Below are 15,467 nucleotides of genomic sequence, written 5' to 3'. Positions count from 1 at the left end.
AAACAAACAAGAACCTGAAGAATAACTTGAGGTTCTTTTAAAAGAAGAGTAGAGGAAACCCAAAATTAAAATATTAAAAAAATTACATGTTCGTCTAAATTCACATTACTAACTATCCAGACTATCCTCTTTATTCTCTACCACCTCAGGCGTTTTTACCACCTCAGGCGTTTTTACCACCTCAGGCTTTTCTACCACCTCAGGCTTTAATTTAATTATATTAAGAAGCCTCAAAGCAATTAGTACTGCCCATGCTAATAAAGCTACTCCAAGTAGTGTTGCGACAGCACCTGCTGCCATCGCTAAAGGACAGCAACCAGAAAAAACAACAAAACCAAGCACGATTAAACTTATAGCTATTAAAGCAATTATAGCAGCTAAAACGCATCTACCAATACTAGCTACTTTTTTTGTAGCATCAAATTTTGGAATAGCTTCACTAGAACAATCTAGAGATCCTACTCCTTGAAATATTGCTTTTACAGAGTTAATATGAGACATTCGCCCCCCCTTAATTTTTTACTTTGTATTAATTATTTTGATATATCTTTGTTCGTTTCGTTACTTACTATTGTTATCACTAATAGTTGGCGTTAGACCTTGTTTGCGGTTAGGAAACAAATTAATGATCCAAAACATACTTAAAGTTAAAAAGATTAAACCTAAAACTATTGTACAAATCCCTCCTATTAAAACAAGACCCGGGACACACCAACAAGTAATTGCAATACCACAAACCAACATCCCCAAGCTAAAAAGCAAAACTATAGCAGAACAGACCACACGGGGTGCATCAGACCACTTCTTTTTGAAAGGAGAAACATATTTAGAAGAAAATCCACCAAAACCTAGTCCTTGAACTGTTAAAGAGATAACTTCCGAACAGTTCATATTAACTCCCAATGGCTATCAAAAAAAATACTCATCTTACTCCTTTAGTTAAAATCACCTGCCCATGATTAATGCGAGTTTAGTGGTAGAAGAAAACAAGGGTGCTCTTAATCAAAAAATAATTACAACAAACAAAAAAGACTATCGCATTTAGCATGTAAAAACGATATAAAACATTATAAATAAGCACAAATAGAAAAAATAATAGCTCTTTAAATCTTTGTTGAATACAGAGAGTCTATGCTTAAGGAGCTATTGTGGATATAATTTTTCTCATCTCATAAAAAAGTGTAAATGAGCGACTATCTTCTTCAACGAATCCTTGATCTGTAATGAGAGTTTCAGCAATTAAAAAATATTTTAAAGCCTTTGTATAGTCATGTCTCTCACATAAAATTTTACATAGCCTAAGATGAAGGGAAAGATCATTAGGAGTATCCTTAGCGCATGCTTCTAAAAAAGAAACCCCTTCAGCTACCTTACCCAAATGAAATGCTACTGAAGCTAGGCGACGCTGTCCTTCAGAACATAGCGAAGAGTTTTTCATAGCTTTTTTCAGTTCTTCTCCATAAGAAGCTATTTCTTCATAATTAGAGCCTGGATAACAAAATAAAAGAGCCAACGTAGCTAGGTCTATTCTTCCCTTAAGGTAGTCATAAGCTAAGGATCCCTTTTGATCAGCACGATGGCTATGTTTGATTAAAGTCTTTCCCTCTGTTTTATTTCCCCTAAGGATCTGAACAAATCCTAAAAGCTCTTGAAGTTCTGGATCCTGAAGATACTTTTGAGCTTTCTTATAAGCCCTTTCCGCTTCCTTATACCTTTTCTTTTGCAAAGCAAAGGAGCCTTGGTTCATAAAGGTAAGTCCTATTATTTCTTTAGGAGTGCGTACCTGCAACTCTTCTATAGCCAGGCAATCACAGTAATTTTCTGTAGGGAGATGACGACCACCTGCGGTAGTTTCTATATTTACTTCACCTCCTCGATAGCGCAAATAGATGTGCCCAGGAGGAGTTACCGCTTCTAGAGGCAAATCTAACCGCTGAGACAAAGAAAAATAAAGAGAAGTAACTCCTAAGCATACCCCAAACTTCCTGTCTGTTACTGAGGAAAGAAAAGAAAATTCGTCGGAAAACATTTCTTTCTTGGAGGGATAACGAATAGCTTCTTCATAAAAAAGAATTGTATTAATAGCCTCTATAGTCGCCTTATGGAACTCTGTCGTCCCTGGAGTACTGGGATGTGAATCCAAATAACGCTGGCGTTCCGCATGAATCCGCAATGCTAATACATCGAGATAATTACTGTAGTATATAGCTCGACTCTTTCCAAGATCTTCAGGAAATTCCAACTCTACTAAAGCCCGAGCCAAATCTTTTTCTGGGTCTACTTCTGAAGACTGTTCAAGAGAAGATAATCTAAGGCCAGGACAAGAAAGCTTTTTCATCAAGGAAATAGCCTCTTTAGAAAAGCTGTGCTCTATATTCCCTAAAGAAAGAATAGTTTTAGCAAATAAGCTAACTTCATTTTCTTTGATTTGAGGGAAAAGCTGACGTATTCGTTGAGAACTATAGAAATCACGATAAATTAGCTGATAAGCACAAAGACTGTCCAATTTATATGAATCGAGATTCCAAAATTTGTGACATTCTTCTTCTATTTTAAGGTCTTTAGATATAAGGAAAGTCTTATTATAAGAAGACCGTTTTGAATTGGCACAATCTAAGTAAAATGGAGAAAACAAAAATGAACAAAAACAAACCCTAAATATACGCCTTACTGTAAAGTACTTTAACATGCTGTTTCCTAGGCTATTTTCTCTGGGTTTTCTTTAAAAAGTTTTTCTTTTATATATTTATATATAAAGAGAGGTTTTCCCTTTAAAATATTACAAATGCCTTAACGCAGTGTTTAATATATTTAATTCTTACATACCAATAACTTGAATAGACTTGTCTAAAAAACAAACCTTTAGGAAGCCATTCTATCTAATAAAAATTCATGGTTTCCCTCCTAGTTAAGATTTATAACCATAGGTAGTTGAATGATTTAAGAAGAGGTATTAGCTTTTTTAAATACTAAAACGCCCTTTGCCATCGTAAGTTCAATTGCTGTATCGGGCTTAATATCTCCTTTAAGCAAAGCTTTTGAAAGCAAGATCACTACCTTTTGTTGAATCACGCGTTTCAAAGGACGGGCTCCAAAAGCTCTATCATAACCCTGTTCACTAAGAAATAGCGTTACGGAATCATCCCAAGATAAGTTAATACGGCGTTGTTTTAATCTCTGCGCAATCCTTCGCATTTGAATTCCAACTACTTTCACAATATCTTCTTTGGTCAATGGAACAAAGGGAAGAATTTCATCGATCCTATTGATAAACTCAGGACTCAAATATTTCTTCAGTATTGGGGATATTACAGAAAGGACGGCTTCCTTTGTAATCTCATTACCTTTTTCTGAACAATATTCTGCAAGTTCTGGAGAACCTATATTTGATGTCATAATAAACAATGCATTTTTACAGTTTACTTTCCGCTTCTTCCCGTCTGTAAGAACACCGTCGTCAAATACTTGTAAAAGAATATTAAGAACTTCTTTATCAGCTTTTTCTATCTCATCAAATAAAACGACTGAATAAGGGCGCCTTCGAAGAGCCTCCGAAAGACTACCTCCTTCTTCATAGCCAATATATCCTGGAGAAGAGCCTATAAGCTTAGAAATCGAGTGCTTTTCCATATATTCAGACATATCGAAACGTACCATAGCTTCTTCTTTATTAAAGAGAAGATCGGCTAAAGCTTTAGCAAGTTCTGTTTTTCCAACTCCTGTAGGGCCTAAAAATAAAAAGACGCCTAAAGGCCTTTGGGGATCATTCAAACCAACACGCGCTGCACGAATAGAATCACTGACTGCAGAGACCGCAAAAGGCTGACCTACGACACGCTCTTCTAATGACTCTTCAAGAATTAGGAGCTTTTCGGCTTCTCCTTCTAGCATTTTTTGCACAGGAATTCCAGTCCAATTAGCAACAACCTGAGCTATAAGCCTTTCATCAACCTCTTCTTGAAGAAGACGATTATCTCTTTGATTTAAAGAAATCTCATCTTGTTTTATTTCCTCTTCAAGCTGAGGAATTAAACTATATCTTAACTCAGCCACACGATTATAATCTGCAACACGTTCAGCTTCTTCTTCAGAAAATTTCATGCTTTCTAAAGAATTCTTTTTCTCTTTAAGTCCAGAAATTAACTTTTTCTCTTCATCCCACCCTAAACGTAGGGACGCTAATTCTTCTCTCAAAGCGTCTATAGACTTTTGAATAGCATCGGCTTCTTCCTGATATGAAGGAGCTTTCTCGCGCTTTATTGCCTCTTGCTTCACGATCAAAGCAGCAAGTTCTCTTTCTTTTTCATCGATAGGGAGAGGAAGACTGCCAATTTGCATACGAATTAAGCTTGCTGCTTCATCTATCAAATCGATAGCTTTATCTGGCAAAAAACGGTCTGGAATATAACGATAAGAAAGTAGGACTGCAGCATGCAAAGCTCCTTCTGTAATTCGTACACCATGGAAAATTTCATATTTTTCTCGTAGTCCACGAAGAATAACAACAGCATCTTCCAATGAAGGCTCAGTAACAAAAATAGGTTGAAATCGCCGTTCTAAAGCAGCATCTTTCTCTATATATTTCTGATACTCATTAAGGGTCGTAGCACCAATGCAGTGCAAGGTCCCTCTTGCCAATGCAGGCTTTAAAAGATTAGCAGCATCCATTGCTCCATCAGTAGCTCCTGCCCCAACAAGAGTATGCACTTCATCAATGAAGATAATGTGCTCTCCGTCTCCTGATTCTACATCTTTTAAAACACTTTTTAATCTTTCTTCAAATTCTCCTCGATACTTAGCTCCTGCAATTAAAGCTCCCATATCTAGGACATAAAGCTGCTTACCTTTAAGAGATTCAGGTACATCCCCTTGAACTAGTCTAAGTGCTAACCCTTCTGCTATAGCAGTTTTCCCTACACCAGGCTCACCAATAAGCATAGGGTTATTTTTAGTTCTACGTGAAAGCACTTGTATAGTTCTACGAATCTCTTCGTCTCTTCCAATAACAGGGTCAAGTTTGCCTTCGCGAGCTAGTACTGTTAAGTTTTTACAATACTTGTCTAGCCCCTGAAAATTGCTATCTGCGTTTGGGGAATCCATACGATTTCCACGTCGTATTTTAGTAATGAGCTTTTTAAGATCTTCGAAAGAGACCTTCGTTGTTTGTTTCCAAGAGTTAAACGGTTCTTTATTTGACTGCCAAAAGGCAAGCAAAAGATGATCTCCAGAAATGTACTCATCCCCTAATGCTTTTGCCTCCTGTTTTGCATTATTAAGAAGAGTTTGTAAACTCGGAGTAGGTTTAGGATCAACGTCTCCTTCAACTACAGTAGGCTCCCGAGACAAAGCATCTTTAACGGCAGTATTGAGTAAACTAGGATTCCCATGAATTTCCTTGATTACTAAATAAAAGAGGGATTCTGTATTCTCGAGTAAAGCAAGTAAAAGATGATTTTCTGTGACATAGGTATTTCTTGAAGACTTTGCAAATTCAAAAGCTTTTTCTAAAGCTTCAGAAACAGCATCAGAAAATTTCGCCATATAATTAACCCAACACACTTCTTAAAATGGTTGCTCTTATTCCATAGGAAAGATAAAAAATCCATAAATTTTGCTATAAAAAATCTTTAGAGCACAATATAAGCCGTTGTTATAAAAATTTAGTGGTTTTGATAATTTTATCTTATAAATTGATATAACAATACTTTTTCCCTTTATGTTTTAGAAAAAAGAACAGCGCTTCTAAAGCCATAGGAAAACACTCGCTAAAATTTTTATAAACCCTTACCCTATAGAGGAACTTTTTTCAGTTTTATGCCGTTCCCTTAATAAAATCGAAACCCAAACGACCTTAACATTGCAAACAAACTCAGAGCAAAAGCGATAATAAAAAGTTCTGGAACGAAAAGAGTTAAAGACGCATTCAATGACGGTGAGTTATCTAGATCAGTTTGCGTAATATGCTTCATTGACAATTTTACTGTTCTTTCTTGTACAGAGGACAATACTAATAACGAAAACATTTCAAAAATTCGAAAGCTTAAATTAAATTATTCTATCGAAAAAAATCTTTGACAATCAAACCTATACTATTAGAAAAACAGTCTAAGACAATCTAAATTTCTAATGAAAATCACAGCTTTTCCTTGAAAAATCGAATACGCCAATTCTCGCCCTTGAAACACTCGTCTGAAAACCCTTTACTTTTATATAGTATTGTAAACATCTCGCATCTATATACTATAGGAATTATATAGTGGAAAAGGATCTTTATCTTCTTCAGAAAAAACACCTTGCTTCTAAAGCTGCTATGGAAGTAGCTTCGGGAATGATCATAGGTTTAGGAAGCGGATCTACAGCCAAAGAATTTATCTCTGCTCTTGCTAACAGAATGCATAAAGAATCTCTAGAAATTTATGCTGTAGCTTCTTCTCAAAATTCGCATTCTCTAGCAAAGAGCCTTTCAATCCCTATCTTAAATCCCGAAGAATTCTCTACGCTAGATCTTACTGTAGATGGTGCTGATGAAGTCGATCCTAATTTACATATGATTAAAGGAGGTGGAGGCGCTATTTTTAGAGAAAAAATTCTCTTAAAAGCCGCAAAACGGAGAATTATCCTTATTGATGAAAGCAAACAGGTTTCGACGTTGGGAAAGTTCGGTGTTCCTTTAGAAATCAGCCGCTTTGGCTGTCTGGCTATTATTGAACAAATCCTAAGCCTTGGATATCAAGGGTCTTGGCGTCTACAACCTAACGGAGACTTGTTTATTACAGATAGTGGTAATTACATGTATGACATTATTTTTCCTAATCTCTATCCAAATCCTGAAGAAGACTTATTTAAGTTAATACAAATTCATGGTGTTATTGAAGTCGGGTTTGTTATAGAAAAAGTCGAAGTATGGTCTAGCAATAGCCAAGGTTTAATTAACAAAAAATATTCTGTATGAACTTAGAAAAAGAACTACTAGAACAAACACCTTTAATACTCCTTAATTTTTACAAGCTCGTAAGTTTTTGTAATTATGCCGGCATGATCTTAGGTACTGAAGAAAAGAAGTTCGCTATCTACGGGCATGTTTCTATGGGACAAGCCTTTCAAGGCATCGACGTTGAGGGGGATTCTCCACAAAGACCCTCTACTCATGACCTAGTGAATTTTGTTACATCAGGATTCGACATCCGTGTTTTACATGTTGTGATTAACGATTATAAAGATAATGTGTTCTATACACGATTATTTTTAGAACAAAAAGACCGGGAATTTCTATATGTTGTTGATGTAGATGCCCGGCCTAGTGACAGTATTCCTCTTGCCCTAACTCATAAAGTACCTATATTATGTGTCAAAGCAATCTTCGATGCTGTAATCCCCTATGAAGAATAAACTGAGAGATATTATGAAAATTCCTTATGCACGATTAGAGAAAGGGTCTTTATTGGTTGCCTCTCCTGATATGAATCAAGGAGTCTTTGCTCGCAGTGTTATTTTACTATGCGAACATAGTCTTAATGGTTCCTTTGGTTTGATCTTAAATAAAACCTTAGGCTTTGAAATTTCTGACGATATCTTCACGTTTGAAAAAGTCTCTAACCAAAATATTCGCTTTTGTATGGGAGGACCCCTACAAGCCAATCAAATGATGTTGCTTCACTCATGTTCAGAAATTCCTGAACAAACTTTAGAAATTTGTCCTTCAGTATATTTAGGAGGCGACCTCTCTTTTCTCCAAGAAGTTGCCTGTAGCACATCCGGCCCCGAGATTAATCTATGTTTTGGCTATAGCGGATGGCAAGCGGGCCAATTGGAAAAGGAATTCTTAAGTAATGACTGGTTTCTAACTCGAGCAAATAAAGATTATGTTTTCTATTCGGAACCAGAAGATCTCTGGGCTTCTGTTCTTAAGGATCTTGGAGGAAAATATGCCTCCCTCTCTACAGTCCCAGATAACCTAATGTTGAACTAACTATTCGCTTTTTCTAGCCATTAAAGACAAGGTGTTTCAAAATGCATGCAAATTCACTGTAAGACACTCTATGTTCAACTGTTCGATTCTTCAAGAGACTCCACTAACTTTTAAAGAGGCTTGTCAGGTTTTCCCTGGTGGAGTTAACTCTCCAGTTCGAGCATGTCGTTCTGTAGGGGTCACCCCACCTATAGTTAGTTCAGCACAAGGCGATGTTTTTTTAGATAATCAAGGTCAGGAGTTTATTGATTTTTGCATAGGTTGGGGAGCTTTAATTCATGGTCACGGGCATCCGAAAATCGTCAAAGCTATTCAACAAGGTGTCCTAAAAGGAACCTCATATGGATTAACCTCTGAAGAAGAAATTCTCTTTGGTAAGATGCTGCTTTCTTCTTTAAAACTGAAGGAACATAAAGTCCGCTTTATATCTTCAGGAACTGAAGCAACAATGACAGCAGTCCGCATTGCTCGAGGCATTACAAATCGACCTATCGTCATTAAGTTCATAGGAGCGTACCATGGTCACGCAGATACTCTTCTTGAAAGCATTTCAATCAATGAACAAACTATTGAGAAACTCCCTTTATTAATAGAAAAATCTTCTGCGAGTCCTTTGTTATTATCCCTACCCTATAACAATAGTGATATTCTCACCCTTGTTATGGAATCTTTAGGATCTCAGGTAGCTGCAATTATTTTTGAACCGATATGCGCAAATATGGGTGTTGTACTTCCTCAACCTGAATTCCTACACCACATAATAGAGCTCTGCAAACGCTTTAAAAGCCTTTCTATTATGGATGAAGTTGTTACAGGATTTCGTCTAGGATTCGACGGAGCTAAAACTGTCTTTAACGTCTATCCAGACATTATCGTCTATGGAAAAATCCTAGGCGGGGGCATGCCCGTAGCAGCACTAATCGCGCACCACTTAATTCTCGATCAACTTATGCCTGAAGGGTCTATATTTCAAGCAGGGACAATGTCGGGAAACTTCTTGGCCATGGTAGCAGGACGTACTGCCATTGAGCTATGCCAATCTGAAGGGTTTTATAGCCATCTAAATGCACTAGCAAAACTATTCTATTCTTCAATTGAAGAAGCTATTCAATCTCGAGGATTTCCTGTCTCTCTAGTATACCAAGGTCCTATGTTTAGTTTATTCTTTAATGAGTCTCATCCGAGAAATTTTGATGAAGCAAAAACCTCTAATTACCAACTCTTCCAAAAATTCTACCAAGAGGTTTTTAATAACGGGATTTTCCTTTCACCATCTCCTCTGGAAGCCAGCTTTATTTCATCTGCTCATAGTGAAGAAAATCTAATTTATGGACAAAATATCATTATTGATAGTCTGATTAAAATTTTTGACTCCTCAACAAAAAACATTTAGATACTATGATTAAAAAATAAAAAGGGAGCGTCTAAAAATCTTAAGATTTAGAAAATTCTTAAGATGAATAGTAATTGTTCCAAGTTTTAGATAAGCCGCATTCATAGTTCCCCATCTCTCCATTAGAAATACATTCGACTAACATTTCTATAGTATTCTGCTTAGAAAGTTTAGAAAGGCTGGAAGCATGGACGGTTCCTAAATAAGACAATAGTTCTTTAGTTTCTTTACATAAAACAACAATAGCAAAACTCTCATAGAGCCAAGAAGCAAAGTCTTCTTTTCCCTCGGTTGTAGAGGGTATACAAGCCTGTAATATACTTTGAACTTCAGCTACAGATTTCCAAGAATCAAAATTTCTATATTTTTGGCTTAAAGAGAATAAAGTAGAGTATGCATTAAAATCTAATAAAGCTAATACTGGTAGGTAATCCTTATGAACAAAACCTGGAAATGTGGGATGCCCCAGTCCCAAAAACTCAGACAAGCTTAAGTGATGTTTCTTATAAACAATATCTCCAAGATTGCTGAACCAATACACAGGACAATGTTTAGCCAATATCTCTTCTAAGTTCAATCCCTCAGTCACCAGGTTGGCTAAAGCACGGCGATCCTCTATACTGAGTGCTTTATAAATATTTAAAGCTTCAGAATGACGAGGAATACTATCTTCAGGAAATCCTCCACAAAGAAATGCAAGCTGGTATAGATCTGAAATCGTCGGATTGTGTTCTTCAAAAAGAATATTAAAGAAATTAGACGAGACAGGATTATCTTTTCCGAATCTATGGAGCAACTCACTTTTAAGAGCAATGCATAAATCAGAGGGGAGATTTTTATCAGAATAAGGGAGACTAGAAGGCTCGGTAGGCTCATAACTCATATAAGCAGCAAAAAAGGCTAAACCTAGGATTCCAAAAACTAGCGAGGGAATGATAAGGCCAAGATATAACCCGGAGCTTAAAACGAACCCAGCGCAAACCAAAGCAGCTAACCCAAGTATAAAATGAGCAACTAAAAAGGCGAAACTAACAATCGTATAAAGATACCTAGTCTTACTTTCTATCTGTATATGACTCCTATGGTCTTGAATTAAAAGACCTCTGGGGGACGAATTACAATAAATATTTAGATTTATCATACATAACTAATGGAAATTAGGACTCTTATTTTACCATTTAAAAAATGATTCTGGTATCAAAAAATATATAAATATTTCTTTTTAAAACAAGAATCTTTATAATAAGGCCTCAATGATCTATTAATAATTGTGATTTTACAAGTTAACCCTATGAATGTTGCGGAACTACTTTCTCACCTCGATAACCTTCTTGCTTCAGGAACATTCCAAGATTACGGACCTAATGGCCTTCAGGTTGGAAATGCTCAGGTTGCACTAAAAAAAATTGGCGTTGCTGTTACTGCTGATATAGAAACGATAAAACAAGCTATCAAAGCCAATGTCAATGTGCTAATTGTTCATCACGGTATTTTTTGGAAAGGCATGCCCTACCCTATTACGGGCATGATGTATAAACGCATCCAGTTACTGATCCAACACGATATCCAGCTCCTTGCCTACCATCTTCCTCTAGATGCCCATCCTACTTTAGGGAATAATTGGCGAGTCGCTTTAGATCTAAATTGGAAGGATCTACAACCCTTCGGCTCTTCTTTTCCTAATCTAGGGGTCCAAGGATCTTTTTCCCCAGTCCACATAAATACTTTTACTAATCTCTTATCTCAGTACTACCAAGCCCCTTTAAAAGGATCCGCCTTAGGCGGGCCATCGACAGTCTCTTCCGCAGCAATCGTTTCTGGAGGCGCTTATAGAGAACTCTCTTTTGCAGTAACCCGTCAGGTTGATTGTTTCATCACAGGCAACTTCGACGAACCCGCTTGGTCTACAGCTCTTGAAAACAACATTAATTTTTTAGCATTCGGACATACAGCAACAGAAAAAATCGGTCCAAAATCTCTTGCCCATCATTTAAACAGTGTACTGCAAGTCCCTACAATTTTCATAGATACAGATAACCCCTTCTAATATTTAACTGAAGATTCGTTCTTGGCTTTTTCTTAAAGATTGTCCTATAGTAAAGCCTCTTGTCCATTTTCCATCATAAAAAGGAGAATAATCTTTATGACCTCAAAACTCAAAAGTGAGACACCTCCAATGCGAGCCGAGGTAGATCCTGCAAACTGTTGGGATATAACTCCCCTTTATATGACTAGAGAGGACTGGAAAAAGGATTTTGATCTCTGCAGCTCGGGGAAAGATTGTTCACCAATATGGCCTGAATTTGCTCCATCTCATTATCAAATCGATAATCCTGAATCCTTAAACAAGCTCTTATCGAAAAAATTTTCTGTAGAACGAAAACTTGATCAACTCTATGTATACGCTCATCTGATCCACGATCAAGATATTGCCAGTCCCCAAGGAGAGAAAGACTATCTATCGGCTATCTATCTTTATACCCTCTTTTCTCAAGAAATCTCATGGATCCAACCTGCTTTAGTTGCCCTTACTGAAGAAAAAGTAAACTACTTGTTATCAAGTGCAATTCTTACTCCCTATAGATTCTATCTAAAAAAAATTTTCCGTCTTGCCCCTCATACTGGAACAGCAAATGAAGAAAAGATCCTTGCCTCAGCATTTTCTGTCCTTAACGTCTCTAATAAAGCCTTTTCTTCATTGAATGATTCTGAAATTCCCTTTGGAACAGCTAGAGACTCTAAAGGGGAAGAGCATCCCCTATCTCACGCAACGGCTTCTTTATACATGCAATCGCCAGATCGAAAGTTACGTTCTACGACTTATTTAGCTCAATGTCAACGCTACTATGATTACCGCAATACATTCGCTAATCTTCTTAACGGAAAGGTCCAAGCGCATCTCTTTGAAGCAAAAGCAAGAAACTATGCTTCCTGTTTAGAGGCTTCTCTTTTCCAAAACAATATCCCTATAGCTGTTTATACTAATCTCATAAAAGAAATAAAAAAACATATCTCCTTGATTAACCGCTATTTCAATTTAAAGAAAGATGCATTAAATCTAAAAGAGTTTCACTTCTATGATGTTTATGCTCCTATTACTCAAACTATAGAAAGAAAGTATCGATACGAAGAAGGCGTCGACCTTGTCTGTGAGAGCCTTCTTCCTCTAGGAACCACTTATGTTGATATTTTAAGAAACGGCCTTCTTTTCAATCGCTGGGTAGACAGATACGAAAATAAAAATAAGCGGTCAGGAGCTTATTCTTCAGGATGCTATGATAGTCCCCCCTACATCCTGTTAAATTATACCGGTACACTTTATGACGTCTCAGTTATAGCTCATGAAGCAGGACACAGCATGCATACCTATTTCAGCACAGAAGCTCAACCTTATCATAACGCTCAATATCCTCTGTTTCTTGCTGAAATTGCCTCAACATTTAATGAAATGCTCCTTATGGATGCTCTAAGCAAATCTGATCAAACTAAAGAAGAGAAAATCATAATCATTACCCGAACTCTTGATACGATATTCTCAACCCTATTCCGTCAAACATTATTTGCAGCCTTTGAATATGATATTCATTCTGCAGCAGAACAAGGCCTTGCACTTACCGAAGAATTCTTTTCAACAACTTATCACAATTTACAACAAGAATTTTATGGAGGTGTTATAACCTTCGACCCACTATCTGCATTAGAGTGGGCAAGAATTCCTCATTTCTACTATAATTTCTATGTGTATCAATATGCTACAGGTATTGTAGCCTCTTTGTCTTTTGCTGAAAAAATTCTCACCAACGAGCCAGGTGCTCTTGATCTTTATTTAAACTTTTTAAAAAGCGGAGGATCGGATTTCCCATTAAATATTTTAAAAAAATCGGGATTAGATATGACAACGGTTGATCCACTCCACCAAGCCTTTGCATTCATTACCAAGAAGATCGATCTACTCTCTTCTCTGCTTTCAAAAAGTTGAATTTTTTAGCACTCAACAATATTAACTGCTAAAATTATTGCACAAAAAAAACCACTTTGTTATCGTGATGCCAGAAATAACAAAGTCTCTTAGAACGTAAAACATAAGGAGCATATAAATGTCTGATCAAGCAACGACCCTCCGAATTAAGCCCTTGGGCGACAGAATCTTAGTAAAAAGAGAAGAGGAAGAAGCCACTGCTCGTGGAGGAATCATCCTACCCGATACAGCAAAAAGGAAACAAGATCGTGCCGAAGTTCTTGTTTTAGGCACAGGCAAACGAACCGATGATGGCACACTACTTCCTTTCGAAGTTCAAGTTGGCGATACCATTTTAATGGATAAGTATGCAGGTCAAGAAATCACAATCGATGACGAAGAGTACGTCATTTTACAATCCAATGAAATCATGGCCGTCCTAAAATAAAATAATAGTTTGCAGATTATAGAAAGTTAAGGAGAACAAAGATGGCAGCGAAAAATATTAAGTACAATGAAGAAGCCAGAAAAAAAATACATAAAGGAGTGAAAACTCTTGCAGAAGCAGTAAAAGTCACCCTAGGTCCTAAAGGACGTCACGTAGTCATTGACAAAAGCTTCGGCTCTCCCCAAGTGACTAAAGATGGTGTTACAGTCGCGAAAGAAATCGAGCTTGAAGATAAGCACGAAAATATGGGCGCTCAAATGGTGAAAGAAGTCGCAAGCAAAACTGCTGATAAAGCTGGCGACGGAACCACCACAGCAACTGTTCTTGCAGAAGCTATCTATAGTGAAGGGTTAAGAAACGTCACCGCAGGCGCTAATCCTATGGACCTTAAAAGAGGTATCGACAAAGCTGTAAAAGTTGTTGTTGATGAACTTAAAAAAATTAGCAAGCCTGTTCAACATCATAAAGAAATTGCTCAAGTAGCTACTATTTCAGCAAATAACGATTCTGAAATCGGAAATCTTATTGCAGAAGCCATGGAAAAAGTTGGTAAAAACGGATCCATTACAGTTGAAGAAGCTAAAGGATTTGAAACTGTTCTTGATGTTGTAGAGGGAATGAATTTCAACCGTGGCTATCTCTCTAGCTACTTTTCTACAAACCCAGAAACTCAGGAATGCATTCTAGAAGATGCTCTTATACTAATCTATGATAAGAAAATCTCTGGAATTAAAGATTTTCTTCCAGTTTTGCAACAAGTAGCAGAATCTGGTCGCCCTCTTTTAATCATTGCAGAAGAGATTGAAGGAGAAGCTTTAGCAACTCTAGTGGTCAATAGACTCCGCGCAGGATTTAGAGTATGTGCAGTGAAAGCTCCTGGCTTTGGTGATAGAAGAAAAGCTATGCTAGAAGACATTGCTATTCTTACTGGTGGTCAACTCATCAGTGAAGAACTGGGTATGAAATTAGAAAATACTACCCTAGCCATGTTAGGAAAAGCTAAAAAAATTATCGTAACTAAAGAAGATACGACAATTGTTGAAGGATTGGGTAATAAATCTGATATCCAATCTCGATGTGATAATATCAAAAAACAAATCGAAGATAGTTCTTCAGACTATGATAAAGAAAAACTCCAAGAGCGTTTAGCGAAACTCTCTGGCGGTGTTGCTGTAATCAAAGTTGGGGCAGCTACTGAAGTAGAAATGAAAGAGAAAAAAGACAGAGTAGATGATGCACAACATGCAACTATTGCAGCTGTCGAAGAAGGAATCCTCCCTGGTGGTGGAACTGCTTTGGTTCGTTGCATCCCTACATTAGAAGCTTTCCTTCCTATGTTAGCTAACGAAGATGAAGCTATTGGTGCTCGTATTATCTTAAAAGCATTAACAGCTCCATTAAAACAAATTGCAACTAATGCTGGTAAAGAAGGAGCTATCATTTGTCAGCAAGTTCTAGCAAGATCTGCAAACGAAGGTTATGATGCTTTACGCGATGCCTATACAGATATGATTGACGCAGGAATTTTAGATCCAACTAAAGTTACTCGTTCAGCTCTAGAAAGCGCAGCTTCTATAGCAGGTTTGCTCCTAACAACAGAAGCATTAATCGCAGATATTCCAGAAGAGAAGTCTTCTTCAGCTCCAGCAATGCCTGGTGCAGGAATGGATTACTAGTCTTTTAATTTAATACTAACAAT

Annotated in this window: 13 protein-coding genes; 8 read left to right on the top strand and 5 right to left on the bottom strand. The window is 37.0% G+C overall.

All coding sequences use genetic code 11. From position 1 onward, the window contains the following. Nucleotides 1-108: 108 nt before the first annotated feature. From C834KP_RS00610 to C834KP_RS00595, 4 genes are all read right to left on the bottom strand, one after another. Entirely contained in the window at nucleotides 109-501 is a 393-nt protein-coding gene (locus tag C834KP_RS00610) for a hypothetical protein (protein WP_108896292.1), read from the bottom strand. A gap of 60 nt (nucleotides 502-561) precedes the next feature. Next, on the bottom strand, nucleotides 562-891 hold the full coding sequence (locus C834KP_RS00605; RefSeq protein ID WP_108896291.1) for a hypothetical protein: 330 nt from the start codon (nucleotides 889-891) through the stop codon (nucleotides 562-564). Between the two features lie 244 nt (nucleotides 892-1,135). Then, entirely contained in the window at nucleotides 1,136-2,689 is a 1,554-nt protein-coding gene (locus tag C834KP_RS00600; RefSeq protein ID WP_108896290.1) for a transglutaminase family protein, read from the bottom strand. A 251-nt stretch (nucleotides 2,690-2,940) separates the two neighbouring features. Continuing rightward, nucleotides 2,941-5,541 carry an ATP-dependent Clp protease ATP-binding subunit gene (locus C834KP_RS00595; protein WP_108896289.1) on the bottom strand — a complete coding sequence of 867 codons (2,601 nt, stop codon included), beginning with the start codon at nucleotides 5,539-5,541 and terminating at the stop codon, nucleotides 2,941-2,943. Nucleotides 5,542-6,256: 715 nt separating this feature from the next. On the opposite strand from C834KP_RS00595, the gene rpiA reads away from it, so the two are divergent. The 4 genes from rpiA (at nucleotide 6,257) to hemL (ending at nucleotide 9,362) form a co-directional block, all read left to right on the top strand. Beyond that, a complete protein-coding gene (gene rpiA, locus C834KP_RS00590) occupies nucleotides 6,257-6,952 on the top strand; it encodes a ribose 5-phosphate isomerase A (RefSeq protein ID WP_108896288.1) in 696 nt (231 codons plus the stop codon). After that, on the top strand, nucleotides 6,949-7,389 hold the full coding sequence (locus C834KP_RS00585; protein WP_108896287.1) for a bifunctional nuclease family protein: 441 nt from the start codon (nucleotides 6,949-6,951) through the stop codon (nucleotides 7,387-7,389). Before rpiA ends, C834KP_RS00585 begins: the two co-directional genes overlap by 4 nt. 10 nt (nucleotides 7,390-7,399) lie before the next feature. Further along, on the top strand, nucleotides 7,400-7,969 hold the full coding sequence (locus C834KP_RS00580) for a YqgE/AlgH family protein (RefSeq protein WP_174165550.1): 570 nt from the start codon (nucleotides 7,400-7,402) through the stop codon (nucleotides 7,967-7,969). Between the two features lie 70 nt (nucleotides 7,970-8,039). Beyond that, complete coding sequence (hemL, locus tag C834KP_RS00575; RefSeq protein WP_108896285.1) at nucleotides 8,040-9,362, top strand: glutamate-1-semialdehyde 2,1-aminomutase; 1,323 nt, start codon at nucleotides 8,040-8,042, stop codon at nucleotides 9,360-9,362. A 58-nt stretch (nucleotides 9,363-9,420) separates the two neighbouring features. Here hemL and C834KP_RS00570 read toward each other — a convergent pair whose 3' ends face one another. After that, nucleotides 9,421-10,503: a hypothetical protein gene (locus C834KP_RS00570; protein WP_108896284.1), complete on the bottom strand. Its 1,083-nt coding sequence runs from the start codon at nucleotides 10,501-10,503 to the stop codon at nucleotides 9,421-9,423. A gap of 150 nt (nucleotides 10,504-10,653) precedes the next feature. Here C834KP_RS00570 and C834KP_RS00565 point away from each other — a divergent pair, with 150 nt between their 5' ends. The 4 genes from C834KP_RS00565 to groL all read left to right on the top strand — a co-directional run bounded on the left by C834KP_RS00565 (nucleotide 10,654) and on the right by groL (nucleotide 15,444). Beyond that, nucleotides 10,654-11,409, top strand: coding sequence for a Nif3-like dinuclear metal center hexameric protein (locus C834KP_RS00565; protein ID WP_108897110.1), 756 nt, complete (start codon nucleotides 10,654-10,656; stop codon nucleotides 11,407-11,409). 96 nt (nucleotides 11,410-11,505) lie between these two features. Beyond that, nucleotides 11,506-13,341 carry an oligoendopeptidase F gene (gene pepF / locus C834KP_RS00560; RefSeq protein WP_108896283.1) on the top strand — a complete coding sequence of 612 codons (1,836 nt, stop codon included), beginning with the start codon at nucleotides 11,506-11,508 and terminating at the stop codon, nucleotides 13,339-13,341. Between the two features lie 118 nt (nucleotides 13,342-13,459). Then, nucleotides 13,460-13,768 carry a co-chaperone GroES gene (locus tag C834KP_RS00555; protein ID WP_108896282.1) on the top strand — a complete coding sequence of 103 codons (309 nt, stop codon included), beginning with the start codon at nucleotides 13,460-13,462 and terminating at the stop codon, nucleotides 13,766-13,768. A gap of 41 nt (nucleotides 13,769-13,809) precedes the next feature. Then, nucleotides 13,810-15,444 (top strand): chaperonin GroEL, encoded by a 1,635-nt coding sequence (groL, locus tag C834KP_RS00550; protein ID WP_108896281.1) that lies wholly within the window; start codon nucleotides 13,810-13,812, stop codon nucleotides 15,442-15,444. Nucleotides 15,445-15,467 lie beyond the last annotated feature (23 nt).

This window comes from Chlamydia serpentis (assembly GCF_900239945.1).
GTDB lineage: Bacteria > Chlamydiota > Chlamydiia > Chlamydiales > Chlamydiaceae > Chlamydia > Chlamydia serpentis.
This window is presented reverse-complemented; position numbering and strand designations above follow the sequence as displayed.